Origin of the sequence: Pseudomonas maumuensis (assembly GCF_019139675.1) — a bacterium.
GTDB classification, from domain to species: Bacteria; Pseudomonadota; Gammaproteobacteria; order Pseudomonadales; family Pseudomonadaceae; genus Aquipseudomonas; species Aquipseudomonas maumuensis.
The window spans coordinates 1300004-1326421 of record NZ_CP077077.1 but is presented as its reverse complement, the minus strand read 5'-3'; the positions used below and the strand labels follow the sequence as shown (position 1 = coordinate 1326421).

At 63.1% G+C, this 26418-nt stretch carries 21 protein-coding genes; 2 read left to right on the top strand and 19 right to left on the bottom strand.

Translation table 11 applies throughout. The features are described from left to right. Nucleotides 1-3 precede the first annotated feature (3 nt). From pyrG to rpsB, 19 genes are all read right to left on the bottom strand, one after another. Nucleotides 4-1632 carry a CTP synthase gene (gene pyrG / locus KSS90_RS06120; protein ID WP_046854404.1) on the bottom strand — a complete coding sequence of 543 codons (1629 nt, stop codon included), beginning with the start codon at nucleotides 1630-1632 and terminating at the stop codon, nucleotides 4-6. Between the two features lie 270 nt (nucleotides 1633-1902). Next, nucleotides 1903-3198: a tRNA lysidine(34) synthetase TilS gene (gene tilS, locus KSS90_RS06115; protein WP_217868610.1), complete on the bottom strand. Its 1296-nt coding sequence runs from the start codon at nucleotides 3196-3198 to the stop codon at nucleotides 1903-1905. A 138-nt stretch (nucleotides 3199-3336) separates the two neighbouring features. Further along, entirely contained in the window at nucleotides 3337-4284 is a 948-nt protein-coding gene (locus tag KSS90_RS06110; protein WP_023628729.1) for an acetyl-CoA carboxylase carboxyltransferase subunit alpha, read from the bottom strand. Between the two features lie 105 nt (nucleotides 4285-4389). Next, nucleotides 4390-7914: a DNA polymerase III subunit alpha gene (gene dnaE, locus KSS90_RS06105; protein ID WP_217868609.1), complete on the bottom strand. Its 3525-nt coding sequence runs from the start codon at nucleotides 7912-7914 to the stop codon at nucleotides 4390-4392. 89 nt (nucleotides 7915-8003) lie between these two features. Further along, a complete protein-coding gene (gene rnhB, locus KSS90_RS06100; protein WP_217868608.1) occupies nucleotides 8004-8627 on the bottom strand; it encodes a ribonuclease HII in 624 nt (207 codons plus the stop codon). A 1-nt stretch (nucleotide 8628) separates the two neighbouring features. Next, complete coding sequence (gene lpxB / locus KSS90_RS06095) at nucleotides 8629-9756, bottom strand: lipid-A-disaccharide synthase (RefSeq protein ID WP_217868607.1); 1128 nt, start codon at nucleotides 9754-9756, stop codon at nucleotides 8629-8631. Between the two features lies 1 nt (nucleotide 9757). After that, nucleotides 9758-10534 carry an acyl-ACP--UDP-N-acetylglucosamine O-acyltransferase gene (gene lpxA, locus KSS90_RS06090; protein ID WP_217868606.1) on the bottom strand — a complete coding sequence of 259 codons (777 nt, stop codon included), beginning with the start codon at nucleotides 10532-10534 and terminating at the stop codon, nucleotides 9758-9760. After that, a complete protein-coding gene (gene fabZ / locus KSS90_RS06085) occupies nucleotides 10531-10971 on the bottom strand; it encodes a 3-hydroxyacyl-ACP dehydratase FabZ (protein ID WP_003252314.1) in 441 nt (146 codons plus the stop codon). The genes lpxA and fabZ overlap by 4 nt, the downstream gene beginning before the upstream one ends. A 112-nt stretch (nucleotides 10972-11083) precedes the next feature. Further along, nucleotides 11084-12139, bottom strand: coding sequence for a UDP-3-O-(3-hydroxymyristoyl)glucosamine N-acyltransferase (lpxD, locus tag KSS90_RS06080; RefSeq protein WP_217868605.1), 1056 nt, complete (start codon nucleotides 12137-12139; stop codon nucleotides 11084-11086). A 1-nt stretch (nucleotide 12140) separates the two neighbouring features. Continuing rightward, nucleotides 12141-12644 carry an OmpH/Skp family outer membrane protein gene (locus tag KSS90_RS06075; protein ID WP_023629834.1) on the bottom strand — a complete coding sequence of 168 codons (504 nt, stop codon included), beginning with the start codon at nucleotides 12642-12644 and terminating at the stop codon, nucleotides 12141-12143. Between the two features lie 44 nt (nucleotides 12645-12688). Then, nucleotides 12689-15049 carry an outer membrane protein assembly factor BamA gene (bamA, locus tag KSS90_RS06070; protein ID WP_046854398.1) on the bottom strand — a complete coding sequence of 787 codons (2361 nt, stop codon included), beginning with the start codon at nucleotides 15047-15049 and terminating at the stop codon, nucleotides 12689-12691. A 75-nt stretch (nucleotides 15050-15124) separates the two neighbouring features. Then, entirely contained in the window at nucleotides 15125-16477 is a 1353-nt protein-coding gene (gene rseP / locus KSS90_RS06065) for an RIP metalloprotease RseP (RefSeq protein ID WP_217868604.1), read from the bottom strand. 42 nt (nucleotides 16478-16519) lie between these two features. Further along, the gene (gene ispC, locus KSS90_RS06060; protein ID WP_046854396.1) at nucleotides 16520-17710 is read right to left on the bottom strand and encodes a 1-deoxy-D-xylulose-5-phosphate reductoisomerase; all 1191 of its coding nucleotides are present in this window, start codon (nucleotides 17708-17710) and stop codon (nucleotides 16520-16522) included. Further along, complete coding sequence (locus KSS90_RS06055) at nucleotides 17707-18522, bottom strand: phosphatidate cytidylyltransferase (RefSeq protein WP_217868603.1); 816 nt, start codon at nucleotides 18520-18522, stop codon at nucleotides 17707-17709. Before KSS90_RS06055 ends, ispC begins: the two co-directional genes overlap by 4 nt. Beyond that, nucleotides 18522-19277 (bottom strand): polyprenyl diphosphate synthase, encoded by a 756-nt coding sequence (uppS, locus tag KSS90_RS06050; protein ID WP_102684051.1) that lies wholly within the window; start codon nucleotides 19275-19277, stop codon nucleotides 18522-18524. The genes KSS90_RS06055 and uppS overlap by 1 nt, the downstream gene beginning before the upstream one ends. 16 nt (nucleotides 19278-19293) lie before the next feature. Then, on the bottom strand, nucleotides 19294-19851 hold the full coding sequence (frr, locus tag KSS90_RS06045; protein ID WP_217868602.1) for a ribosome recycling factor: 558 nt from the start codon (nucleotides 19849-19851) through the stop codon (nucleotides 19294-19296). Then, on the bottom strand, nucleotides 19848-20591 hold the full coding sequence (gene pyrH, locus KSS90_RS06040; RefSeq protein WP_023629889.1) for a UMP kinase: 744 nt from the start codon (nucleotides 20589-20591) through the stop codon (nucleotides 19848-19850). Before pyrH ends, frr begins: the two co-directional genes overlap by 4 nt. Before the next feature lie 177 nt (nucleotides 20592-20768). Continuing rightward, a complete protein-coding gene (tsf, locus tag KSS90_RS06035; protein ID WP_050704410.1) occupies nucleotides 20769-21632 on the bottom strand; it encodes a translation elongation factor Ts in 864 nt (287 codons plus the stop codon). A gap of 185 nt (nucleotides 21633-21817) precedes the next feature. Continuing rightward, nucleotides 21818-22555: a 30S ribosomal protein S2 gene (gene rpsB / locus KSS90_RS06030; protein ID WP_028690678.1), complete on the bottom strand. Its 738-nt coding sequence runs from the start codon at nucleotides 22553-22555 to the stop codon at nucleotides 21818-21820. Between the two features lie 347 nt (nucleotides 22556-22902). On the opposite strand from rpsB, the gene map reads away from it, so the two are divergent. Together map and KSS90_RS06020 are read left to right on the top strand one after the other, a co-directional pair. Beyond that, complete coding sequence (gene map, locus KSS90_RS06025; protein ID WP_217868601.1) at nucleotides 22903-23685, top strand: type I methionyl aminopeptidase; 783 nt, start codon at nucleotides 22903-22905, stop codon at nucleotides 23683-23685. Nucleotides 23686-23710: 25 nt separating this feature from the next. Then, entirely contained in the window at nucleotides 23711-26410 is a 2700-nt protein-coding gene (locus KSS90_RS06020; RefSeq protein WP_217868600.1) for a [protein-PII] uridylyltransferase, read from the top strand. The last annotated feature ends 8 nt before the right edge of the window (nucleotides 26411-26418 follow it).

The following is a 26418-nucleotide window of genomic DNA, read 5'->3' as shown; positions in this document are numbered from 1 at the left end:
GGATCAGGCCTTGTTCTTCTGTGCCAGGGCAGCCTTGACGAAACCGCTGAACAGCGGGTGACCGTCACGTGGCGTCGAGGTGAACTCCGGGTGGAACTGGCAGGCGACGAACCATGGGTGGTCCTTGGACTCGACCACTTCAACCAGCGCGCCGTCTTCGGAGCGACCGGACACCTGCAGGCCAGCTTCGACCAGCTGCGGCAGCAGGTTGTTGTTGACTTCGTAGCGGTGGCGGTGACGCTCGGTGATGATGTCCTTGCCGTAGCAGTCGTGCACCTTGGAGCCGGCTGCCAGCTGGCAGTCCTGAGCGCCCAGGCGCATGGTGCCGCCCAGGTCGGAGGCTTCGGTACGGGTTTCGACCGCGCCGGTGGCATCGGCCCACTCGGTGATCAGACCAACTACCGGGTGGCCGCTGTTGCGGTCGAACTCGGTGGAGTTGGCGTCTTTCCAGCCCATCACGTTACGGGCGAATTCGATCACGGCCACCTGCATGCCGAGGCAGATGCCCAGGTACGGGACCTTGTTCTCACGGGCGTACTGCACCGCGGTGATCTTGCCTTCGACGCCGCGCAGGCCGAAACCGCCCGGGACCAGGATGGCATCGGCGCCTTCGAGCAGGCTGGTGCCCTGGTTCTCGATGTCTTCGGAGTCGATGTAGCGCAGGTTGACCTTGGTGCGGTTGGTGATGCCGGCGTGGCTCATCGCTTCGATCAGCGACTTGTACGCGTCCAGCAGCTCCATGTACTTGCCGACCATGGCGATGGTCACTTCCTGCTCAGGGTTGAGCTTGGCGTCGACGACCTTGTCCCACTCGGACAGGTCGGCGCTGTTGCACTGCAGGCCGAAGCGCTCGACGACGAAGTCGTCCAGGCCCTGGGCATGCAGTACACCTGGGATCTTGTAGATGGTGTCGACGTCTTCCAGCGAAATCACCGCACGCTCTTCGACGTTGGTGAACAGCGCGATCTTGCGGCGCGACGAGGCGTCGACCGGGTGGTCGGAGCGGCAGATCAGCACGTCTGGCTGCAGGCCGATGGAGCGCAGCTCCTTGACCGAGTGCTGGGTCGGCTTGGTCTTGGTCTCGCCGGCGGTGGCGATGTACGGAACCAGGGTCAGGTGCATCAGCATGGCGCGCTTGGAGCCCACTTCGACGCGCAGCTGGCGGATGGCCTCGAGGAACGGTTGCGACTCGATGTCGCCCACGGTGCCGCCGATCTCGACCAGCGCGACGTCGGCATCGCCGGCGCCCTTGATGATGCGGCGCTTGATTTCGTCGGTGATGTGCGGGATGACCTGGATGGTCGCGCCCAGATAATCACCACGGCGCTCCTTGCGCAGCACGTGCTCGTAGATACGGCCGGTGGTGAAGTTGTTGTTCTGGGTCATCGTGGTGCGGATGAACCGCTCGTAGTGGCCCAGGTCGAGGTCGGTCTCGGCGCCGTCGTGGGTGACGAACACTTCACCGTGCTGGAACGGGCTCATGGTGCCCGGGTCGACGTTGATGTACGGGTCCAGCTTGAGCATGGTGACTTTAAGCCCCCGCGCTTCCAGGATGGCCGCCAGGGAAGCCGAGGCAATGCCTTTCCCCAATGAAGAAACAACACCGCCCGTGACGAATATGTAGCGCGTCATGAAAAACCCTAGAAGTCTGCGTTAAGGCGGCCAGCGCCGCCGGAGAAAGCGAAGGAAGGCCGAAGCCCCCGATCACCTGCGTCAATCACAGTGCATCTCGAAAAACTGCCGCGTCTGTACAGACCAGGGGTATCCCCGGCATGGAGCTCGCTCGTCATTTTAAGAAATCAGCCCAGCAAAAAACTGCTTGGTAATCGGCAACCTCTGTGTTTTCGCGGAACCCACAGAAGTTGTATCAAGAAGGGAGGGTAGTCTACCGGAATGTACCCTTCAGCTCAAACCTTGCACGTTCGTCGGCGGTTGCCAGTGCAACTGGCAATCTGCCAAGGCCAGCTCGGGCAGATTGGCCACCGCCAGCAATTGCTCGCCGCGGTACAGCAACGGCAGGCGCGGACGCACGAAGTGCGGGACCTGCAGCTCGTTGAGCAGACGCTTGAGGTCGCGCCGGCCACGGCCGCTGACCTCCAGCACTTCGCCGCCTTGACGGTAGGCGATGCGCAGGCCCGCGTCGTCCACGCAGCCCTCCAGCCACACCTGGCCGTTGCCCGGCAGCGACAGGGGCCTGGACGGGTTCGGCCACGCCCATTCACCCGCCGGAGCCTTGAGCCATTGCCCGCCCAACCACCAGATGCGCCCGTGGCTGCGCTGCAACTGACCGTCGGTCAGGCGCCAGATCGGGCAGGCATCGCCTGCCGCGTCACGCAGGTCATCCCAACCGGCCCAGTGGCGGCTGTCCGGCAGGCGCGTGCGGCGGCCGAGCCAGTATTGCAGGGCATTGCGCTGGCGCGCCGGTGACAGCGCCTGGAGTACGGCGAGGTCGAGGGAGGCAAGGCCGAGCCAGGGCAGCGGCGCATTGTCGCAGGCCGAGGCCAGGTCGGTGGCGGCCAACTCGTCAAGCAGGCCCAGGGCCTCGCCCAGGTGTTCGGCACTGCGTGCCAGGTTGCCCTCAGCCTGGGGCCAACGACTGCGCAACAACGGGAAGACCTCTGCACGCAGGAAGTTGCGCGCGAAGGTAGTGTCGGTATTGGAGGGATCGTCAACCCACACCAGCCCCCTGCTCTGGGCATAGGCGTGCAAACGCTCGCGCGAAACCTTCAGCAGCGGGCGCACGAGCCTACCCTGCCCCAACGAGCGCGCCTCGGGCATGGCCGACAGACCACGCAAGCCGGCGCCGCGCAGCAGACGGAACAGCAAGGTTTCGGCCTGATCGTCACGGTGCTGGCCGGTGAACAGCACGGCGCCTGGGGCAAGCTGCTTTTCGAACGCGGTGTAACGGGCATCGCGGGCAGCCTGCTCAAGACTGGCGCCCGGGGCTACCTGAACGTGAACAACGTCGAGTTCGATGCCCAGGGCATCACAGACGGTCTTGCAGTGGGCGGGCCATGGATCGGCGGCAGCTTGCAGACCATGATGCACATGGACGGCACGCAGGGGGGGCGCGGGGTGATTGCGGGCGTAATCGGCCAGCAGGTGCAGGAGGACGGTGGAGTCGAGGCCGCCGGAGAAGGCGACGTGCCAGGCGGGGGCATCGAGCCAACGGGCAAACTGGCGGGTGAGGTTGATCACCTGGACCTCACCGTCATGGAGATCGCGGGGGGCGTTTCACGCCCCTTTCGCCGGCAAGCCGGTTCCCACAGAAGTATGCATTCCCCTGTGGGAGCCGGCTTGCCGGCGAAAGGGCCGCAAAGCGGCCCCTGGAATCCATCAGAGACCGTAGCTCATCAGGCGATCGTAACGGCGCTTGAGCAGCGCGTCGTTGTCGAGCTTGCCGAGCATGTCCAGCTGTTCGATCAAGTCGGCGCGGATGCTCGCCGACATCTTGGCCGGATCACGGTGGGCGCCGCCCAGCGGTTCTTGGATGACCTTGTCGACGATGTTCAGGCTCTTCAGGCGCTCGGCGGTGATGCCCATGGCCTCGGCGGCGTCAGCGGCCTTGTCGGCGGTCTTCCACAGGATCGAGGCGCAGCCTTCCGGCGAGATTACCGAGTAGGTGGAATACTGCAGCATGTTCAGCTGGTCGCACACGCCGATGGCCAGTGCGCCGCCGGAACCACCCTCACCGATCACGGTGGCGATGATCGGCGTCTTCAGACGCGCCATGACGCGCAGGTTCCAGGCAATGGCCTCGCTCTGGTTGCGCTCTTCGGCGTCGATGCCCGGGTAGGCGCCCGGGGTGTCGATGAAGGTCAGGATCGGCATCTTGAAGCGCTCAGCCATTTCCATCAGGCGGCAGGCCTTGCGGTAGCCTTCAGGGCGCGGCATGCCGAAGTTGCGGCGCACCTTCTCGCGCACTTCACGGCCCTTCTGGTGGCCGATGACCATCACCGGCTTGTCGTCCAGGCGCGCGGTGCCACCGACGATGGCGGCGTCATCGGAAAAGTGACGGTCGCCGTGCAGCTCTTCGAACTCGGTGAAGAGGTGATCGATGTAGTCGAGGGTGTACGGGCGGCGCGGGTGACGGGCCAGGCGGGCGATCTGCCAGCTGGTCAGGTTGCCGAAGATGCTCTCGGTCAGGGTGCTGCTCTTGTCCTGCAGACGGGCAATTTCATCGCTGATGTTCAGCGAGTTGTCGTTACCCACCAGGCGCAGCTCTTCGATCTTGGCTTGCAGGTCGGCAATCGGCTGTTCGAAATCGAGGAAATTCGGGTTCATAGGCTTCCGTCTTGGGTCTACGGCCAGGCGGCCGGCCGGTTGATCCGTTTGGCGCCCTACCTTAAGGGATCAGGCGCATATAGGTCGAGATTAAAATTCGTCGTTTCAACGGTATTGCAGGAAGACGTTCTCACGTCCGAACTGGTCACGCAGGGCTTGAATCAGGCCGTCGGCAGGGTCGATGGACCACTGGTCGCCGAATTGCAGCATCGCCTTGGCGTCGCTGCCGGTGTACTCCAGGGTGATCGGGCAGCCACCACGGTGACGGGTGATCAACTCGCCCAGCCAGTTCAGGCGGTCCCCCTTGAGCGCGTCGTGGGCGACCTTCAGGCGCAGGCTCTCGGCCAGCTTGGTGCGCGCGTCCTCCATGGTCATCACGGTCTTGACCCGCAGGCGCAGGCCACCGGAGAAATCGTCGTTGCTGACCTCTCCTTCCACCACCACCATGGCGTCGGTCTGCAGCAGGGCCTGGGCGGCCATGAAGGCGTCGGCGAACAACGAAGCCTCGATGCGCCCGGAGCGGTCGTCAAGGGTGACGAAGCCCATCTTGTCACCCTTCTTGTTCTTCATCACGCGCAGGGCAATGATCATCCCGGCGATGGTCTGGGTATCCCGCGCGGGCTTCAGGTCGACAATGCGCTGGCGGGCAAAGCGGCGGATCTCGGTCTCGTACTCATCGATCGGGTGCCCGGTGAGGTACAGGCCGAGGGTGTCCTTTTCACCTTTCAGGCGCTCCTTGAGCGTCAGTTCGCGCACCTTGCGGTGATTGGCATAGACGTCGACATCTGCCTCGTCGAACATGCCGCCGAACAGGTCGACATGGCCACTGTCGGCGGTATGAGCCGCCTGCTCGGCAGCCTTGACGGCCTCACCCAGCGCCGACAACAGGGTCGCGCGGTTGATGTCGATGTTGGCCTGGTAGGCCTTGAGTTCGTCATGGAAGTGCGGGCCGAGACGATCCAGTGCGCCACTGCGGATCAACGCATCGAGGGTACGCTTGTTGACGCGCTTGAGGTCGATGCGCTCGCAGAAGTCGAACAAGTCCTTGAACGGACCACCCTGTGCGCGCGCCTCGACGATCGCCTCCACCGGGCCTTCGCCCACACCCTTGATCGCCCCCAGGCCATAAACGATGCGGCCATCGTTGTTGACGGTGAACTTGAAGTCGGAGAAGTTCACGTCCGGCGCGTCGAGGCGCAGCTTCATGCTGCGTACTTCCTCGACCAGCACCACCACCTTGTCGGTGTTGTGCATGTCCGCCGACAGCACCGCAGCCATGAACGGCGCCGGGTAGTGGGTCTTCAGCCAGGCGGTCTGGTACGACACCAGGCCGTAGGCGGCGGAGTGGGATTTGTTGAAGCCGTAGCCGGCGAATTTCTCTACCAGGTCGAAGATGTTACCGGCAAGGTCCGCATCGATGTTGTTGGCCACGCAGCCTTCGATGAAACCGCCCCGCTGCTTGGCCATTTCCTCGGGCTTTTTCTTACCCATGGCCCGGCGCAGCATGTCGGCGCCGCCGAGGGTGTAGCCCGCCATCACCTGGGCGATCTGCATCACCTGTTCCTGGTACAGGATGATGCCGTAGGTGGGCGCCAGAACTGGCTTGAGGCCTTCGTACTGGTAGTCGGAGTGTGGGTAGGCGAGCTCGGCGCGACCGTGCTTGCGGTTGATGAAGTCGTCCACCATGCCCGACTGCAGCGGGCCAGGGCGGAACAGCGCCACCAGTGCGATCAGGTCTTCCAGGCAGTCGGGCTTGAGCTTCTTGATCAGCTCCTTCATGCCGCGCGATTCAAGCTGGAACACCGCCGTGGTCTCGGCTTTTTGCAACAGCTCGTAGGTCTTGCGGTCGTCCAGCGGAATGAAGTCGATGTTGACGTCGGGCAGGTTCTTCTTGGCCTGCTCGCGGTTGATGATCTCCATCGCCCACTTGATGATGGTCAGGGTCCGCAGGCCGAGGAAGTCGAACTTCACCAGGCCCGCGGCCTCGACGTCGTCCTTGTCGAACTGGGTCACCAGGCCGCCGCCCTCTTCATCGCAGGCAATCGGCGAGAAGTCGGTAAGCTTGGTCGGCGCGATCACCACGCCACCGGCGTGCTTGCCGGTACCGCGGGTGACACCTTCGAGCTTGAGGGCCATATCCCAGATCTCGCGGCCATCCTCGTCGCTCTTGAGGAAGTCGCGCAGGATCTCTTCCTGCTCGTAGGCCTTCTCCAGGGTCATGCCCACTTCGAAGGGGATCATCTTCGACAGGCGGTCGGCCAGGCCATAGGACTTGCCCTGCACCCGCGCCACGTCACGCACCACCGCCTTGGCGGCCATGGTGCCGAAGGTGATGATCTGGCTCACCGCGTTGCGCCCGTAGGCCTCGGCCACGTAGTCGATCACCCGGTCGCGGCCATCCATGCAGAAGTCGACGTCGAAGTCGGGCATGGAAATACGTTCAGGGTTGAGGAAACGTTCGAACAGCAGGTCGTAGGCCAACGGGTCGAGGTCGGTGATCTTCAGCACGTAGGCCACCAACGAGCCGGCACCCGAACCCCGGCCCGGGCCGACCGGCACGTCGTTGTTCTTCGCCCATTTGATGAAGTCCATAACGATCAGGAAGTAACCGGGGAAGCCCATCTGGATGATGATGTCCAGCTCGAACTTCAGGCGGTCCAGGTAGACCTGGCGCTTCTCTTCGTAATTGGGCGTGGTCTCCTTCGGCCAGAGCACCGCCAGGCGCTCCTCCAGGCCTTCGTGGGAGACATGCCGCAGGTAGTCGTCGATGCCCATGCCGTTGGGCGTCGGGAAGTCGGGGAGGAAGTACTTGCCCAGCTGCACGGTGATGTTGCAGCGCTTGGCGATCTCCACGGTGTTGGCAATGGCGTCCGGCAGGTCACTGAACAGCTCGGCCATCTCTTCGGCGGACTTGAGGTACTGCTGATCGCTGTAGCCACGCGGGCGGCGCGGGTCGTCCAGGGTCCAGCCCTCGCCGATGCATACGCGGGTCTCGTGGGCGTCGAAGTCCGACTGCTTGACGAAACGCACGTCGTTGGTCGCCACCAGCGGCGCGCCGAGCTTGTCGGCCAGGGCCACTGCGGCATGCACATATTCTTCGTCACCGGCGCGGTTGGTGCGCTGCACCTCGACGTAGAAGCGCTCGGGGAACATGCTCATCCAGTCGGCGAGCAGGACTTGGGCTTCGTCCTGACGATTGGCCATCAGCGCCATGCCGATGTCGCCTTCCTTGCCGGCGGAGAGGGCAATCAGCCCTTCGCTGGCCGGGGCGATCCAGTCGCGCTGGATGATCACCAGGCCATTGCGCTGGCCATCGGTCCATCCACGCGAGATCAGCTCGGTGAGATTGCGGTAACCCTTGGGGTTCATGGCCAGGAAACAGATGCGCGACAGCGGCGCCTCGGGATCGGCCCCGGCCAACCACAGGTCAGCGCCGCAGATCGGCTTGATGCCGGCGCCCATGGCGGTCTTGTAGAACTTCACCAGCGAGCACATGTTGCTCTGGTCGGTGATCGCCACCGCCGGCATGTTCATCCCGGCCAGGGCCTTGGCCAGCGGCTTGATCCGCACCAGGCCGTCGACCAGGGAGAATTCGGAGTGCACGCGAAGGTGAACGAAGGAGACCGACATGGAGGATCCTGTAGCAGTGCTGAACGACAAGGGCGGGATTGTAGCGTAAACGGGCGAAACGTATGGGGCCGCGAAGCGGCCCCAATGTGCTAGATCAAAGAGCTGGAGAACCCTTCACGGGCTTCCCAGGCGGCTCGAACAGGCGCGAACGAACGCCGATGGATGGGCGTCGGCCCAAGACGGGCCAGGGCCTCGAGATGCACCGGGGTCGGATACCCCTTGTGCCCGCCCATTCCATAACCCGGATAGACCAGCTCGAAAGCGCTCATCTCGCGGTCACGGGTGACCTTGGCCAGGATCGATGCGGCGGCGATCGCCGGCACCTGGGAATCGCCCTTGACCACCGGAGCCGCCGGCACCGCCAGCTTCGGGCAACGGTTGCCATCGATCAGCGCCAGTTTCGGCGTGATGTGCAGCCCCTCCACCGCGCGCTGCATGGCCAGCATGGTCGCGTGGAGGATGTTCAGACGGTCGATCTCCTCGACCTCGGCGCGCGCGATGCAGAAACTCAGCGCCTTCTCGCAGATCTCGTCGAACAGCGCATCACGCTTGGCTTCGGTGAGTTTCTTCGAGTCGTTCAGGCCCAGAATCGGCCGGCGCGGGTCGAGAATCACCGCCGCGGTGACTACCGCACCGCACAGCGGGCCACGGCCCACCTCATCGACGCCAGCGACCAGCTCCTCGACCAGGTTGAAATCCAGTCCCATCTGCATGTCAGCGGTCCTTCAACAGGGCAAGCACCGCGTCGGCCGCCTGGTTGGAGGCGTCGCGGCGCAGGGTGCGGTGAATCTGGTCGAAGCTGTCGGTCTGCTGCGAGCCATCCTTGACCAGCGGCGCCAGGGTTTGCGCCAAGGCTTCGCTGGTGGCGGCGTCCTGCAGCAGCTCGGGCACCAGCAGCCGCTGGGCCAGCAGGTTGGGTAGCGACACGTAGGGGCTCTTGACCATGCGCTTGAGGATCCAGTACGTCAGCGGTGCCAGGCGGTAGGCCACGACCATCGGTCGCTTGTACAGCATCGCTTCCAGGGTAGCGGTGCCGGATGCGATCAGCACCGCGTCACAGGCGGCCAACGCCTGGTGAGAGCGGCCATCCAGCAGGGTCAGCGGCAGGTCGCGCCCTTCGAGCATCTGCTCGACCTGGGCACGTCGGGCGGCATTCGCGCACGGCAGCACGAAGCGCACGCCGGGCACCAGCTCACACAGACGCTGGGCGGCGTCGAGGAACAAGGCACCCAGGCGCCCCACTTCGCCGCCACGGCTGCCGGGCATCAGGGCGATCACCGGAGCGTCACCCAGGCCTAACTCGGCGCGCGCTGCAGCGCGGTCTGCCTCGAGGGGAATGGTGTCAGCCAACGGATGGCCGACGAAACGCACCGGCACGCCCTGCTCTTCATAGAAGCGCGCCTCGAACGGCAGCAGGGTGAGCATCAGGTCGCAGCCCTCGCGGATCTTCAGCACACGCTTCTGCCGCCAGGCCCAGACCGACGGGCTGACGTAATGCACCGTCTTGATCCCTGCCTGGCGCAGCTTGAGTTCGATATTCAGGGTGAAATCAGGTGCATCGATACCGATGAAAACGTCGGGCTTTTCACCGATCAGTGTCTCGATCAGCAGCTTGCGCCGCTTGAGCAGCTCGCGCAGACGCCCGAGTACCTCGACCAGGCCCATGACGGCCAGGCGTTCCATCGGGAAGTAGGAGGTCATGCCTTCGGCCTCCATCAAGGGACCGCCAACGCCGATGAAATGGACATCGGGATGACGTGCCTTGATGGCGCGCATCAGGCCGGAACCGAGAATGTCGCCGCTGGCCTCGCCCGCGACCAGCGCCACGCAGAGCCGGGCCATATCAGCGGGTGATGCCGCGGGCGGAATTGGCGATCGATTGACGGAACAGGTCGACTTCGGGGAACTGCGTTACCAGCTCATCCAGCTCCTTGAGCGCTTCTTCGACGGTCAGGCCCTGACGATAGACAATCTTGTAGGCGCGACGCAGTGCATGCAGCACCTCGTCGCTGAAACCGCGACGGCGCAAGCCTTCGAAGTTCATGCTGCGCGCCTCGGCCGGGCTACCGAACACCGTCACGTAGGCCGGCACGTCCTTGCCGATCGCGGTGCCCATGCCGGAAAACGCGTGGGCGCCGATATGGCAGTACTGATGCACCAGTGTGTAGCCCGACAGGATCGCCCAGTCGCCCACATGCACGTGCCCCGCCAACGCAGTGTTGTTGACCAGGATGCAATGGTTGCCGATGACGCTGTCATGACCGATATGGGCATAGGCCATGATCAGGTTGTGGTCGCCCACGGTGGTTTCCGAACGGTCCTGGACGGTGCCGCGATGGATGGTGACACCCTCGCGGATCACGTTGTGATCACCGATCACCAGGCGCGTCGGCTCCCCCTTGTACTTCAAGTCAGGGGTATCTTCACCGATCGAGGAGAACTGGTAGATACGGTTGTGCTTGCCGATACGGGTCGGCCCCTTGAGCACGACGTGCGGGCCAATGACGGTACCCTCCCCGATTTCCACATCGGGGCCTACGATCGACCAGGGGCCAACCTCGACACCCTCGGCCAATTTGGCCGAGGGGTCGACGATCGCCCGTGGGTCAATCGAACTCATAGGGAGCGTTCCGCGCAGGTGATCTCGGCCGAGCAGACTGGTTTGCCGTCCACCAGGGCGCGGCATTCGAACTTCCAGATCATGCTCTTGCGGCTGAGGAACTTGGCTTCCAGGACCAGCTGGTCACCCGGCAGCACCGGCTGGCGGAAACGCAGCTTGTCGGAGCCGACAAAGTAGTAAAGCGTGCCGTCGGCCGGCTTGGCGTCAAGCATCTTGAATCCGAGAATTCCGGCCGCCTGGGCCATCGCCTCGATGATCAGCACGCCCGGCATGATCGGATGCGCCGGGAAGTGGCCATTGAAGAACGGCTCGTTGATGCTGACATTCTTGTAGGCACGAATGCTTTGGGCCTCGAAGTCCAGGTCCGTCACTCGGTCCACCAGCAGGAACGGGTAACGGTGAGGCAGGTATTCGCGAATCTCGTTGATGTCCATCATTTCGGGGGGAAGCCTGTATAAGAATAGGGAGCGCAGGTGCTGAACACACGCTCCTTTTGCAGATCCAAAGAGGAGCCAGCCAGCGACTGTAACGCTCGCTCAGTAAATGGTATCAGCCTTCTGATGTCGGCTGGCCACCTGAGGTCACGGTGTCGACACGCTTTTCCAGCTGCTGGAGACGCTTGGACATCTCGTCCAGCTGGCGAATGCGAGCGGCGCTCTTGCGCCATTCGGCCAAAGGTTGCATGGCCGTACCGGAAGAGTAGCCACCCGGTTCGGTAATAGAACGGGTCACCATGGTCATGCCGGAGACGAAAACATTGTCGCAGACGTCGATGTGACCGACCATCCCGACACCACCGGCAATCATGCAGTGCTTGCCGATTCGGGTACTACCGGAGATGCCGACGCAAGCCGCCATCGCCGTGTGGTCACCGACCTGCACGTTATGGGCGATCTGGATCTGGTTGTCGAGCTTGACGCCATCACCGATGCACGTATCCGACAGTGCGCCGCGGTCCACCGCGGTGTTCACGCCGATCTCGACATCGTCGCCCAGGGTGACGCCGCCAATCTGCGCAATCTTGCGCCAGATGCCCTTCTCATTGGCAAAGCCGAAGCCCTCGCCGCCGATCACCGCGCCGGACTGGATGACCACGCGCTTGCCAATGGTCACGTCGTGATACAGCGTGACACGGGGTGCCAGCCAGCCACCCTCGCCGATGACGCAACGTGTACCGATGAAACAGTGCGCGCCGACCGTCACGTTGGCGCCAATTCGCGCACCGCTTTCGATCACCGCGAACGGGCCGATGCTGGCGCTGGCATCCACCTGGGCATCCTCGGCAACCACGGCGCTGGGATGAATTCCCGCCACAGCCTTGGGCTTCGGATCGAACAGGTGCGAGATGCGCGCGTAAGCCAGGTACGGGTCGGCCACGATCAAGGCGTTGCCGACGAAACCTTCGGCGTCCTCGGCCTTGAGCAATACCGCACTGGCCGTGGAATCGTCCAGGAACTTGCGGTACTGCTTGTTGGCCAGGAAACTCAGCTGCCCGGAAACGGCCTCCTGCAAGGTGGCCAACCCGGTGATTTCCAGCGCCTCGGGGCCTTTGAGCTCGGCCCCGAGGGCTTCGGCCAGCTGGCCGAGTGTCATGGTCACGGTCATATCAACGGGCTTGGTTCATGCGCTCGATGACTTGGCGGGTGATGTCGTACTGCGGCTTGACATCGATGACCGCGCCACGCTCGAGCACCAGGTCGAAGCCGCCCTTCTTGATCACTTCCTCGACGGCGCCATCAAGCTTGGGCTTGAGCTGCTTGAGCATGTCGCGATCGGCCACGGCCTTGGCTTCGTTGAGTTCCTTGGACTGGAACTGGAAGTCGCGGGCCTTTTGCTTGAACTCGAGCTCGAGGCGTTCACGCTCAGGCTGAGGCATCTTGTCGCCGCCCTTGATCAGGCGATCCTGGATGCCCTTGGCGCTGCTTTCCAGGCCCTTGAGCTTGGTCAGTTGCGGACCGAACTTCTTCTCGGCGTCGACGGCGTACTTCTTGGCCGCGTCGGACTCCAGCAGGGCCATCTGATAGTTCAGCACGGCAACCTTCATTTCGGCGAAAGCCGGGGTGGCGACCAGCGCCGCGGCCACGAGGGCCAGTTGGGTCAACTTACGCACGATGCACTCCTGGATAATCCGTTGTCGTTATGCAAGGGCCGACCTTAGAAGGTCTGGCCCAGAGAGAATTGGAACACTTGCGTGTCGGCGTCGTCCGGCTTCTTGATCGGCATCGCCAGGCTGAAGCTCAGCGGGCCCAGCGCGGTGATCCAGGTTACGCCCAGACCGACGGAGCTGGCCATGTCCGAGAAACCGACCTTGGTGCAGTCCGGCTTGGACCCGCAGTTGGTGTCGAACACGTTACCCACGTCCCAGAACACGGAGGTGCGCAGCGAACGCTGGTCCTTGACGAACGGCAGCGGGAACAGCAGCTCCACGCCACCCTGGACGAGGACGTTGCCACCGAACGGCAGCGGATCCTGATCCGGGTCGGCGATGGTGCCCTGGTTGCCGGTCACGGCCGCGCCACGGCTCGGCGTACTGCGTGGGCCCAGGGTACTGTCCTTGAAGCCGCGCACGGAGTTGAAGCCGCCCGCGTAGTAGTTCTCGTAGAACGGCAGACCATTGGTCGAGCCATAGCCGTCACCGTAGCCCAGCTCGGTGTGCAGGCGCAGGGTGTAGTCGTTGTTGATTGGCTTGAACAGCTGGCCACGGTAGTCGAGCTTGTAGAACGACAGGTCGCTGCCCGGCACGGTGGTCTCGAGGGTCAGGCTCTGCGAGTGACCACGGGTGGCCAGCACGCCCTTGTTCAGGGTCGATTCGGACCAGCCGATCGAAGCCTTGAAGTTGAGGAAGTTGTCGCCTTCGTCCTGGATGAACTTGAAGATCTCATCGACGGTATAGCGGCCGGTCTTCAGCTTGTCCTGCTGCACGGTCAGGCCGTAAGTCAGGCGCGAGGTCTCGCTGATCGGGTAACCGAGGCTGACACCCGCTCCCAGGCTGTCCACCGCATAGCTGGCCACGTCGACGTCGAGGTCGTCGTAGTCGGTGCTGCGGTAGAAGGCGTTGTAACCCAGGCTCACACCATCGGGGGTGAAGTAGGGATCGACGTAGCCGAAGTTGTAGCGGGTCTGGTATTCGGAACGGGTCAGGCCGATGGAGACCTTGTTACCGGTACCCAGGAAGTTGTTCTGGCTGATCGAGCCACCGAGGATCAGGCCCGCGCTCTGGGCGAAGCCGACGCTGGCGGTGATCGAGCCGGAGGCCTGCTCTTCGACGCTGTAGTTGACGTCGACCTGGTCGTCGGTGCCCGGCACCGGCGGCGTCTCGACGTTGACTTCCTTGAAGAAGCCCAGGCGCTCGAGGCGGGTCTTGGATTGGTCGATGAGGTAGGTCGAAGCCCAGCCACCTTCCATCTGGCGCATTTCGCGGCGCAGCACTTCGTCTTCGGTCTTGGTGTTGCCGCGGTAGTTGATGCGGTTGACGTAGGCGCGCTTGCCCGGATCAACGACGAACATGATGTCGACGGTGTGATCCTGGTCGTTCGGTTGCGGCACGCCATTGACGTTGGCGAAGGTATAGCCTTCGTTACCCAGGCGACGGGTGATCAGGTCGGACGTGGTGGTCATCACCTTGCGCGAGAACACCTGGCCCGGCTGCACCAGCAACAGCGACTTGACCTGGTCTTCCGGCACTTTCAGGTCACCGGACAGCTTGACGTCGCGAACGGTGTACTTCTCGCCTTCATTGATGTTGACGGTGATGTAGACGTGCTTCTTGTCCGGAGTGATCGACACCTGGGTGGAGGCGATGTCCATGTTGATGTAGCCGCGGTCCAGGTAGTAGGAACGCAGGCGCTCCAGGTCACCGGACAGTTTTTCGCGGGCGTACTTGTCGTCGTTCTTGAAGAACGACAGCCAGTTGGTGGTCTTGAGCTCGAACAGCTGGCCGAGGGTCTCGTCGTCGAAGACCGTGTTGCCCACCACGTTGATGTGCTGGATCGCGGCGACGGTGCCTTCGTTGATCTTGATCTTCAGGCCGACACGGTTGCGCGGCTGCGGCACGACCTCGGCGTCGACTTCGGCGGAGTAGCGGCCCTGGGCCACGTACTGGCGCTGCAGCTCGTTACGCACGCCTTCCAGCGTCGCACGCTGGAAGATCTCGCCTTCGGCCAGGCCCGACTGCTTCAAACCCTTCATCAGGTCTTCGGTGCTGATCGCCTTGTTGCCTTCGATCTCGATGCTCGACACCGAAGGGCGCTCGACCACGTTGATGATCAGGACATTGCCGTCGCGGTTCAGCTGGATGTCCTGGAAGAAGCCGGTCTTGAACAGCGAGCGGGTGGACTCGACCAGACGGCGGTCGTCGACCTGGTCACCGACGTTCAGCGGCAACGCGCCGAACACGCTGCCGGCGGAAACCCGCTGCAGGCCGTTGACACGAATATCGGAGATGGTGAAGGACTCGGCGTGAACTTCAGCGATCATCAGTGCGGAGAGCACCGCAGTTAGCAGCAGACGTTTCATGAAGTCCTTTTATTCCAACTGGCAATAAACAACCCGCCGCGAGAAAGCGGCAGGTTTCGCGATTGAGCGAAGCTTTTATAGTCGACCCAGATCGTTGATCAGGGCGAGCAACATCACCCCGACGACCAAACTGATACCGATCTGGACCCCCCAACCTTGCACCCGATCCGAGAGCGGACGACCGCGCGCCCACTCGATCAGGTAGAACAGCAAATGCCCCCCATCCAGTACTGGGATGGGCAGCAGGTTCAGAACCCCCAGGCTTATGCTCAGGTAGGCCAGGAAATTCAGGAAATCCCCAACGCCCGACTGGGCTGAAGCGCCCGCCACTTTAGCAATGGTTATCGGTCCGCTCAAGTTTTTTACCGAGAGCTCTCCGAACAGCATTTTCTTCAGCGATTCGAGGGTCAGGACGCTCATGTTCCAAGTGCGGGACAAGCCCTCGCCCACCGCCTCCAGCGGCCCGTAACTGACCTCGCGGAGCATCTTCGCCGGCCATTCGCTGGCCTTGACCCCGGCGCCGAGGTAACCACCGGATGCCTGGCCTTCGCCCTTGCGCGCCAGGGTGACCGGTACTTCGAGCGTTGCGCCGTCGCGCTCGATGCGCAGGTTCACCGTGCGCTCGGGGCGGGCACGGACCGCGTCGACCACCTGCTGCCAGTCGCCCAGCGTCACGCCGTCGAGCGCCAGCAGCTTGTCACCGGTCTTGAGCCCGGCGACAGCGGCCGGCCCTTTCGGATCGATCTCCGCCAGCACCGGAACCATCGCAGGTCGCCACGGGCGCAGGCCCAGGGACTGGATCGGATCAGGCTCATCGGCGCCCTTGAGCCAATTGTTCAGGGTAATGTCGAGCTGGCGCTCGACCGTTGCGCCTTCGTCGAGCACACCCACGCGCAGCGTGCCGCTCTCGCCGAGGCGGCGCACCAACTGCAGGTTGACCGCCGACCAGCCAGTGGTCGGTTTGCCATCGATGGAAACGATTTCCTGGCCGACGCCCAGACCGGCGCTGGCCGCCAGGCTGCCCGCCTCGACCGCGCCGATGACCGGGCGCACCTGCTGCGAGCCGAGCATGGCCAGCACCCAGAAGAACAGGATGGCGAGCAGGAAGTTGGCGACCGGGCCGGCCGCCACGATGGCGATGCGCTGGCGTACCGATTTGCGGTTGAACGATTGCTCGATCAGCGCCGGCGGCACCTCGCCCTCACGCTCGTCGAGCATCTTGACGTAGCCGCCCAGGGGAATCGCGGCGACGACGAACTCGGTGCCTTGGCGATCGTGCCAGCGCAGCAACGGCGTGCCGAAGCCCACCGAGAAGCGCAGGACCTTGACCCCGCAGCGCCGCGCCACCCAGAAGTGGCCGAACTCGTGGAAGGTGACCAGCACGCCGAGCGCAATCAGCGTGCCGACAATCATGTAGAGCGCAGTCATGTCCAATCTCCGGATGACATTCGGCGGAGCCGGCCGCAGGCTTTAGCGGCCGTGGCGTCGCAACCATTCCCGGGACAGCTCCCGAGCACGCTGGTCGGCGGCGAATACCGCATCGAGCGTGGGCAATGCCACCACAGGCTCCTGGTCGAGCACCTGTTCGATCATACCCGCGATCTCCGGGAAGCGGATACGCCGCTGGAGAAACGCTTCGACAGCCACTTCGTTGGCGGCATTGAGCACCGCCGGCGCACTGTTGCCCGCCTCGGCAGCCTGACGCGCCAGGCGCAGGCATGGGAAGCGCTGTTCGTCGGGGGCCTGGAAATCCAGACGGGCGATGGCGAACAGGTCCAGCGGCGCCACGCCCGAATCGATCCGCTCCGGCCAGGCCAGGGCATTGGAGATCGGCGTGCGCATGTCCGGGTTGCCCAACTGGGCAAGCACCGAGCCGTCGACATAGTCCACCAACGAGTGGATGACACTCTGTGGATGCACAACCACTTCGACCTGCGAAGGCTTGGCGTCGAACAGCCAGCAGGCCTCGATCAGTTCCAGGCCTTTGTTCAGCATGCTCGCCGAATCGACCGAGATCTTGCGCCCCATGGACCAGTTCGGATGGGCGCAGGCCTGTTCCGGCGTGACATCCAGCAAGGCTTCGGCCGGGGTTTCGCGGAACGGGCCGCCGGAGGCGGTCAGCAGGATGCGGCGCACGCCGACAGCGCCCAGACCACGGGCGTAGTCGCCGGGCATGCACTGGAATATCGCGTTGTGCTCGCTGTCGATCGGCAGCAGCACCGCACCGCTGCGCTGCACCGCCTGCATGAACAGGGCCCCGGACATTACCAAGGCTTCCTTGTTGGCCAGCAACACCTTCTTGCCCGCCTCGACCGCGGCCAGGGTCGGACGCAGGCCGGCAGCGCCGACGATGGCCGCCATCACGGTATCGACCTCCGATGCAGAGGCGACCTGGCACAGCCCGGCCTCACCTTCCAGCACCTCGGTGGCACATCCGGCCTTGGCCAGCCCCGCGCGCAACCGCCCAGCCGCCTCGGCGCTCGGCACCACGGCGTACGCCGGGCGATGGCGCTCGCACAGGGCCAGCAGTTCGTCGATGCGCGAATAGCCGCTCAAGGCGAACACCTGGTAGCGGTCAGGATGGCGAGCGATGACGTCCAGCGTGCTCAAGCCAATGGAGCCGGTGGCTCCCAGCACGGTAATGCGTTGCACGCGACTCACATCACACCCCACTCAGCCGCCCACAACAGTACGGCAAACATCGGAATCGCCGCAGTCAGGCTGTCGATGCGATCGAGCACGCCACCATGGCCCGGCAACAGGTTGCTGCTGTCCTTGATGCCTTCACGGCGCTTGAACATGCTTTCGGTCAGGTCGCCGACCACCGAGGACATCACCACCACCACGGCGCCCAGCAAACCCAACAGCACCTGGCCGACACTCCAGTCACGGGCAATGCCCACGCCCAGGGTGATCAGCAGGCTGACCGCGAGGCCGCCATACACGCCCTCCCAGCTCTTGCCCGGGCTGACCTGTGGCGCCAGCTTGCGCTTGCCGAAGGCACGACCGGAGAAATAAGCGCCGATATCGGCCGCCCAGACCAGTACCATGACCGCCAGGATCAGCCAGTTGCCCAGCGGCCAGTGCTTGAGCAGCACCAGGCCCTGCCAGGCGGGCAGCAACACCAGCAAGCCGATCAGCAGGCGGCAGGCGGCACTGCTCCACAGCTCGCCACTGCGCGGATAGGTCAATACCAACCAGGTGGCCAGCGCCCACCAGATCACCGAGGCACCCAACACCCAGGGCGCGAGGTCCGGCATCAGGTAGAGCAGCATCAGCCCGCCCGCCACCACGGCGGCATAGGCGATACGCAGCGATTGCGCCACCAGGCCGGCCAGGCGCGCCCATTCCCAGGCACCGAGCGTCACCACGAAGCCGATGAAGAGGGCGAAATCCCCACCATTGAGCAGGAAGAAACCACCCAACGCGATCGGCAGCAGGATCAGCGCGGTAATGATGCGTTGTTTAAGCATTAAGCACGGGCTCCGGCTTCGACCTGCTCGCTGGTCTTACCGAAGCGGCGCTGGCGCGAAGCGAAATCGGCCAGCGCATTGCGCATGGCCTCGTGTTTGAAGTCCGGCCAATAGAGGTCGGAGAAGTACAGCTCGGCGTAGGCCAGCTGCCACAAGAGGAAATTGCTGATGCGGTGCTCGCCACCGGTGCGGATGCACAGGTCAGGCAATGGCAGGTCGCCCGTCACCAGGCAGGTCTGCAGCAGATCCGGGGTGATGTCCTCCGGGCGCAGATGGCCGGCCTGCACTTCACGCGCCAGGCGCTGGGCAGCCTGGGCGATATCCCACTGGCCACCGTAGTTGGCGGCGATCTGCAGGATGAAGCGGTTGCTGCCGGCGGTCGCGGCCTCGGCCTCGCGCATCGCAGCCTGGAGTTCAGGGTGGAAGCGTGAGCGGTCGCCGATGATGCGCAGGCTGATGTTGTTGTCGTTCAGGCGCTTGGCCTCACGGCGCAGCGCCTTGAAGAACAGATCCATGAGGGCACTGACTTCGTCCGCCGGTCGCTGCCAGTTTTCACTGGAGAACGCAAAAAGCGTGAGCACCTCGACCTTGGCCTCGGCGCACACTTCGATCACGGCGCGTACCGCATCGACACCCGCTTTATGCCCGGCAACGCCGGGCATAAAGCGCTTCTTCGCCCAGCGATTATTCCCATCCATGATGATCGCCACGTGACGCGGCACCACGGAGGGCACAGTCTGCTTGGTCTTTTCCATGAAGGTGTCCTGACCCTTAGATGGCCATCAGGTCCTTTTCTTTGTCATCGGTGGCCTTGGCGATCTTCGCTTCGAAATCCTTGATCAGTTTGTCGATGTCCGCACTGGCACGACGTTCTTCGTCTTCACTGATTTCCTTGTCCTTGGACAATTTTTTCAGCTCACCCATGGCGTCACGACGAATGTTACGCACGGCAACGCGCGCGTCTTCAGCCGCGGCGCGAGCCTGCTTGGTGAAGCCCTTGCGGGTTTCTTCGGTCAGCGGGGGCATATTGACCAGCAGCAACTCGCCCAGGTTGGTCGGGTTGAGGTTCAAGCCAGCGCTGCCGATGGCCTTGTCGATGGCACCCAGCATGTTGCGCTCGAAAGGCACCACTTGCAGGGTCTGGTTGTCTTTCACGGTCACGTTGGCCACGCCGGTCAGCGGGGTGTCGGTGCCATAGTAAGGCACCATCACGCTGCCCAGGACGCTGGGGTGCGCCTTGCCGGTGCGGATCTGGCCAAATGCGTGGATCAGCGACTCCAGCGACTTTTGCATGCGCGCCTGGGCGTCTTTCTTGATTTCGTTGATCATTTTTGAACTTCCTCGATCAGAGTTCCTTCCGCGCCGCCATGCACGATGTTCAGCAGGGCGCCGGGTTTGTTCATGTTGAAGACGCGCAACGGCATCTTGTGATCGCGGCACAGGCAGATTGCCGTCAGGTCCATTACACCCAGCTTGCGATCCAGCACTTCATCGTAGGACAGATGATCGAACTTCTCGGCATGCGGGTCCTTGAATGGATCTGCAGTGTATACACCATCGACCTTGGTTGCCTTCAATACCACGTCGGCATCGATTTCGATGGCGCGCAGGCAAGCGGCGGAGTCGGTGGTGAAGAACGGGTTGCCGGTACCGGCAGCGAAGATCACGACTTCTTTCGAGTTCAGGTGGCGCATGGCCTTGCGGCGATCATAGTGATCGGTAACGCCGACCATGGAGATGGCCGACATGACGATCGCGGTGATATTCGCCCGCTCCAGCGCGTCGCGCATGGCCAGTGCATTCATCACGGTCGCCAGCATGCCCATGTGGTCGCCAGTGACCCGATCCATGCCGGCTGCGCTGAGCGCCGCACCACGGAACAGGTTGCCACCACCGATCACCAGGCCGACCTGGACGCCGATGCCGACCAGCTGGCCGACTTCCAGCGCCATGCGATCCAGGACCTTGGGGTCGATCCCGAACTCTTCCGAGCCCATCAGGGCCTCGCCGCTAAGTTTGAGTAGAATGCGTTTATAGCGAGCCTGATGACCACTGCCCTGCTGAGCCATTGCGAATCTCTCCTGCGGCGTTTGTAAAAATCTGGCGGGCTGTTTCAGCCTGCGCGTAACTCTAGCGTGACGCAGCTACTGCGTCAGCGAGCAGCGGTCTGGTAAACCACTCCCGCTTTGACAAAGAGGCTGCGCGCGTGAGCGGGCAGCCTCTTTGGGGCGACAGACGAGTCCGTCTTACTGCTTGGCGGCAGCTACCTGGGCGGCAACTTCGGCAGCGAAGTCGTCGACCGGCTTCTCGATGCCTTCGCCGACCTTGAAGTAGGTGAAGGAAACGATTTCAGCACCGGCTTTCTTGGCCAGCGCGCCAACTTTGACTTCCGGATCCATCACGAAGGCTTGCTCTTTCAGCGAGGCTTCGGCTTTGAACTTGGAGATACGACCGTTGATCATGTTTTCAACGATGTTTTCCGGCTTGCCCGCGATCTTGTCGGCGTTCAGCTGCAGGAAGACGTTCTTCTCGCGCTCGATGGCCTCGGCGGAGATTTCCGACGCGTCCAGGAACTCTGGGTTCGAAGCGGCAACGTGCATGGCGATGTTCTTGGCCAGATCGACGTCACCGCCTTTCAGGACAACAACTGCACCGATCTTGTTACCGTGCAGGTAGGCACCGACAACGTCACCCTCAACGCGCACCAGGCGACGGATGTTGACGTTCTCGCCGCACTTGGCAACCAGGGCTTCACGAGCAGCTTCACGCGAGGCGATCAGCGGAGCGGCGTCGGTCAGCTTCTGGGCGAAGGCTTCTTCGATGCTTTCGGCTACGAAGTTCTTGAAGTCGTCCTGCAGAGCCAGGAAGTCGGTCTGCGAGTTCACTTCCAGCAGAACGGCGGATTTACCGTCGGTCTTGACGGCGATAGCGCCTTCAGCAGCGACGTTGCCAGCCTTTTTGGCGGCCTTGATGGCGCCCGAGGCACGCATGTCGTCAATGGCTTTCTCGATGTCGCCGCCGGCCTTTTCCAGGGCCTTCTTGCAATCCATCATGCCTTCGCCGGTACGCTCGCGCAGTTCTTTGACCAGCGCCGCAGTAATTGCTGCCATTTCAAAATCCTCTTGGAAAGTTTTTCAACCATTCCACCCGCTCGTCACGGGCGTTAAATTCTGCAAATCGCTGCCTTTATATCAGCTCGCCCATGATGCGGGGCCGTTGCTGACAGCAGGATTTCAAGGTGGCAAAAAGGGGGCCAAGCCCCCTTTTTGCGTGCCAAGTAGACGCCAGGCGTCAATTACTCAGCAGCAGGTGCAGCCGCTTCTTCAGCGTAGACTTCAGTGCCGCCGGCAACGTTGTTGCGGCCGCGGATGACCGCGTCGGCCATCGAAGTCATGTACAGCTCGATGGCGCGGATGGCGTCATCGTTACCTGGGATGATGTAGTCAACACCTTCAGGGCTGCTGTTGGTATCGACAACGCCGATGACCGGGATGCCCAGCTTGTTGGCTTCGGTGATGGCAATGCGCTCGTGGTCGACGTCGATCACGAACAGGGCATCAGGCAGGCCGCCCATGTCCTTGATACCACCCAGGCTGCGGTCCAGCTTTTCCAGATCGCGCGAACGCATCAGGGCTTCTTTCTTGGTCAGCTTGGCAAAGGTGCCGTCTTCGGCCTGGGTTTCCAGGTCGCGCAGACGCTTGATCGAGGCGCGGATGGTTTTGTAGTTGGTCAGCATGCCGCCCAACCAACGGTGATCAACGTATGGCGAACCGCAACGAGCAGCCTGCTCGGCGACGATCTTGCCGGCGGAACGCTTGGTGCCGACGAACATGATCTTGTTCTTGCCCTGGGCCAGGCGCTCTACGAAGGACAGAGCCTCGTTGAACATCGGCAGGGTTTTTTCCAGGTTGATGATGTGGATCTTGTTGCGCGCGCCGAAAATGTACTTGCCCATTTTCGGGTTCCAGTAACGGGTCTGGTGGCCGAAGTGCACACCGGCCTTCAGCATATCGCGCATGTTGACTTGGGACATGATAGTTCCTTGATAAGTCGGGTTGGGCCTCCACGTATCCCAATGACCAACCCGTGTTTCCAGGGAAACCGGGCACCCAGGCCATCGTGTCGACACGTGTGTGGGTTTGAGCTGACGGAGGACATCCCCCGAAAGCGGCGCATTTTATACCACAGCCGGCGAGCGAACGGAACCCGGATGATGCTTCGTCCGTCAGTGGTTTTTGCAGCGCCCGTCCTTTGGGGCCAGAATGCCCTCAATAGACCACCGGATCTGCTGGACTCTCCCGACAGATCGCCGCCGCGCTCTGGTAGAATCCGGCCTTTCCCGTTTGTTCGCGCCGCCCGCGGCGCCGTAGAGAGCCTGTAATGACCGTCACCATCAAGACCGCAGAAGACATCGAGAAGATGCGCATCGCCGGCCGCCTGGCCGCCGAAGTGCTGGAAATGATCGAGCCACACGTCAAGCCCGGTATCACCACCGAGGAACTCGACCGCCTCTGCCACGACTATATCGTCAACGAGCAGAAGGCCATCCCGGCGCCGCTGAACTACAAAGGCTTCCCCAAGTCGATCTGCACCTCGATCAACCACGTGGTCTGCCATGGCATCCCCAATGACAAGGCGCTGAAGGATGGCGACACCATCAACATCGACGTGACCGTGATCAAGGACGGCTACCATGGCGACACCAGCCGCATGTTCCATGTCGGCACCGTCGCGCCGTGGGCCGAGCGCCTGTCCAAGGTCACCCAGGAATGCCTGTACAAGGCCATCGAGCTGGTCAAACCCGGCTGCCGCCTGGGCGACATCGGCGAGGTGATCCAGAAGCACGCCGAGAAGAACGGTTTCTCGGTGGTCCGCGAGTTCTGCGGCCACGGTATCGGCAAGGTGTTCCACGAAGAGCCGCAGATTCTCCACTACGGCCGCGCCGGTACCGGCATGGAACTCAAGGAAGGCATGACCTTCACCATCGAGCCGATGATCAACCAGGGCAAGGCCGACACCAAGGTCCTTGGCGACGGCTGGACCGCCATCACCAAGGACCGCAAACTCTCGGCCCAGTGGGAGCACACCCTGGTGGTGACCGCTACCGGCTACGAGATCTTCACCCTGCGCAAGGACGATACCATCCCGCGCACCTCGGCCTGATACTGAACGACAGGAACGCGACTCGATGCCCCAGGTGGATCCCGAGCTGTTCGATCGCGGCCAGTTCCAGGCGGAACTGGCCCTCAAGGCAAGCCCCATCGCCGCTTTCAAGAAGGCCATCCGCCTGGCCGGCGAGGTGCTCGACAAGCGTTTTCGCGAAGGCCGTGAGATCCGCCGCCTGATCGAGGACCGTGCCTGGTTCGTCGACAACATCCTGCAGCAGGCCTGGCACCAGTTCAGCTGGGGCGCGCCAGGCGGCATCGCCCTGGTGGCGGTGGGCGGCTACGGCCGTGGCGAGCTGCATCCGTACTCGGACATCGACCTGCTGATCCTGCTCGACGCCGCCGAGCACGAGCAGTACCGCGATGCCATCGAGCGCTTCCTTACGCTGCTCTGGGACATCGGCCTGGAAGTCGGCCAGAGCGTGCGCACCGTCGACGAGTGCGCCGAGCAGGCCCGGGCCGACCTCACGGTCATCACCAACCTGATGGAAAGCCGCACCATCGCCGGCCCCGAGGCCCTGCGCCAGCGCATGCTCGACGCCACCAGCACCGCGCACATGTGGCCCAGCAAGGAATTTTTCTTGGCCAAACGGGCCGAACTCAAGGCCCGCCACCACAAGTACAACGACACCGAGTACAACCTCGAGCCCAACGTCAAGGGCGGCCCGGGCGGCCTGCGCGACATCCAGACCGTGCTCTGGGTAGCCAGGCGCCAGTACGGCACGCTGAACCTGCACGCGCTGGCGGGCGAGGACTTCCTGCTGGAGAGCGAAAACGAGCTGCTGGCCTCATCCCAGGCCTTCCTCTGGCGTGTGCGCTACGCCCTGCACATGCTCGCCGGCCGCGCCGAAGACCGCCTGCTGTTCGACCACCAGCGCAGCATCGCCGCGCTGCTGGGCTACACCGACGAGAACCCCAAGCGCGCCATCGAACAGTTCATGCAGCAGTACTACCGGGTGGTGATGAGCATCAGCCAGCTGTGCGACCTGATCATCCAGCATTTCGAAGAGGTGATCCTGGCCGATGACAGCGGTGCCACCCAACCGATCAACGCCCGGTTCCGCCTGCATGACGGCTATATAGAAGCGGTCAATCCGAACATTTTCCGGCGTACCCCGTTCGCCATGCTGGAAATCTTCGTGCTGATGGCCCAGCACCCCGAAATCAAGGGCGTGCGCGCCGACACCGTGCGCCTGCTGCGCGAACATCGCCACCTGATCGACGACAAGTTCCGCCACGATATCCGCAACACCAGCCTGTTCATCGAACTGTTCAAGTGCGAGATCGGTATCCACCGCAACCTGCGGCGAATGAACCGCTACGGTATCCTCGGCCGCTACCTGCCGGAGTTCGGCCTGATCGTCGGGCAGATGCAGCACGACCTGTTCCACATTTACACGGTCGATGCCCACACCCTCAACCTGATCAAGCACCTGCGCAAACTGCAATACACCCCGGTCTCGGAGAAATTCCCGCTGGCCAGCAAGCTCATGGGGCGCCTGCCCAAGCCCGAGCTGATCTACCTGGCCGGCCTTTACCACGACATCGGCAAGGGTCGCCAGGGCGACCACTCCGAACTGGGTGCGGTGGATGCGCAGCAGTTCTGCGAACGGCATCAGCTGCCGGCCTGGGACAGCCGCCTGATCGTCTGGCTGGTGCTGAACCACTTGGTGATGTCCACCACCGCCCAGCGCAAGGACCTCTCCGACCCGCAGGTGATCAACGATTTCGCCCTGCATGTCGGTGACGAAACACGGCTGGACTACCTCTACGTGCTGACCGTGGCCGACATCAACGCCACCAACCCCAGCCTGTGGAACTCCTGGCGGGCGAGCCTGCTGCGCCAGCTCTACACCGAGACCAAGCGCGCCCTGCGCCGTGGCCTGGAAAACCCGCTGGACCGCGAAGAGCAGATCCGCCAGACCCAGAGCGCGGCGCTGGATATCCTGGTGCGCGAGGGCACTGATCCGGATGACGTCGAGCAGCTCTGGTCGCAGCTGGGCGACGACTACTTCCTCAAGCACAACGCCGCCGATGTGGCCTGGCACAGCGATGCGATCCTCCAGCAACCGGCCGATGGCGGCCCGCTGGTGCTGATCAAGGAAACCACCCAACGCGAGTTCGAGGGCGGCACGCAGATCTTCATCTATGCCCCCGACCAGCACGATTTCTTCGCCGTGACCGTGGCCGCCATGGCCCAGCTCAACCTGAACATCCATGACGCCCGGATCATCACCTCGAGCAGCCAGTTCACCCTCGACACCTATATCGTGCTCGACAACGACGGCGGCTCGATCGGCGACAATCCACAGCGAGTCAGGCAGATCCGTGACGGCCTGAGCGACGCGCTGCGCAACCCCGAGGACTACCCGGCGATCATCCAGCGTCGGGTGCCGCGTCAGCTCAAGCACTTCGACTTCCCGCCGCAGGTGACGATCCTCAACGACGCCCAGCGTCCGGTGACCATCCTCGAGATCACCGCGCCCGACCGCCCCGGCCTGCTGGCCAGGATCGGGCGGATCTTCCTCGAGTTCGACATCTCGCTGCAGAACGCCAAGATCGCCACCCTCGGCGAGCGCGTGGAAGACGTGTTCTTCATCACCGATGCCGACAACCAGCCGCTGTCCGACCCGCAGCTGTGCAGCCGCCTGCAGGAAGCCATCGTCCAGCAGTTGCAGGCCGGCCAGGCCAGCGACGCCAGCCCTACCCGCATGACCTTTTGACGCTAACG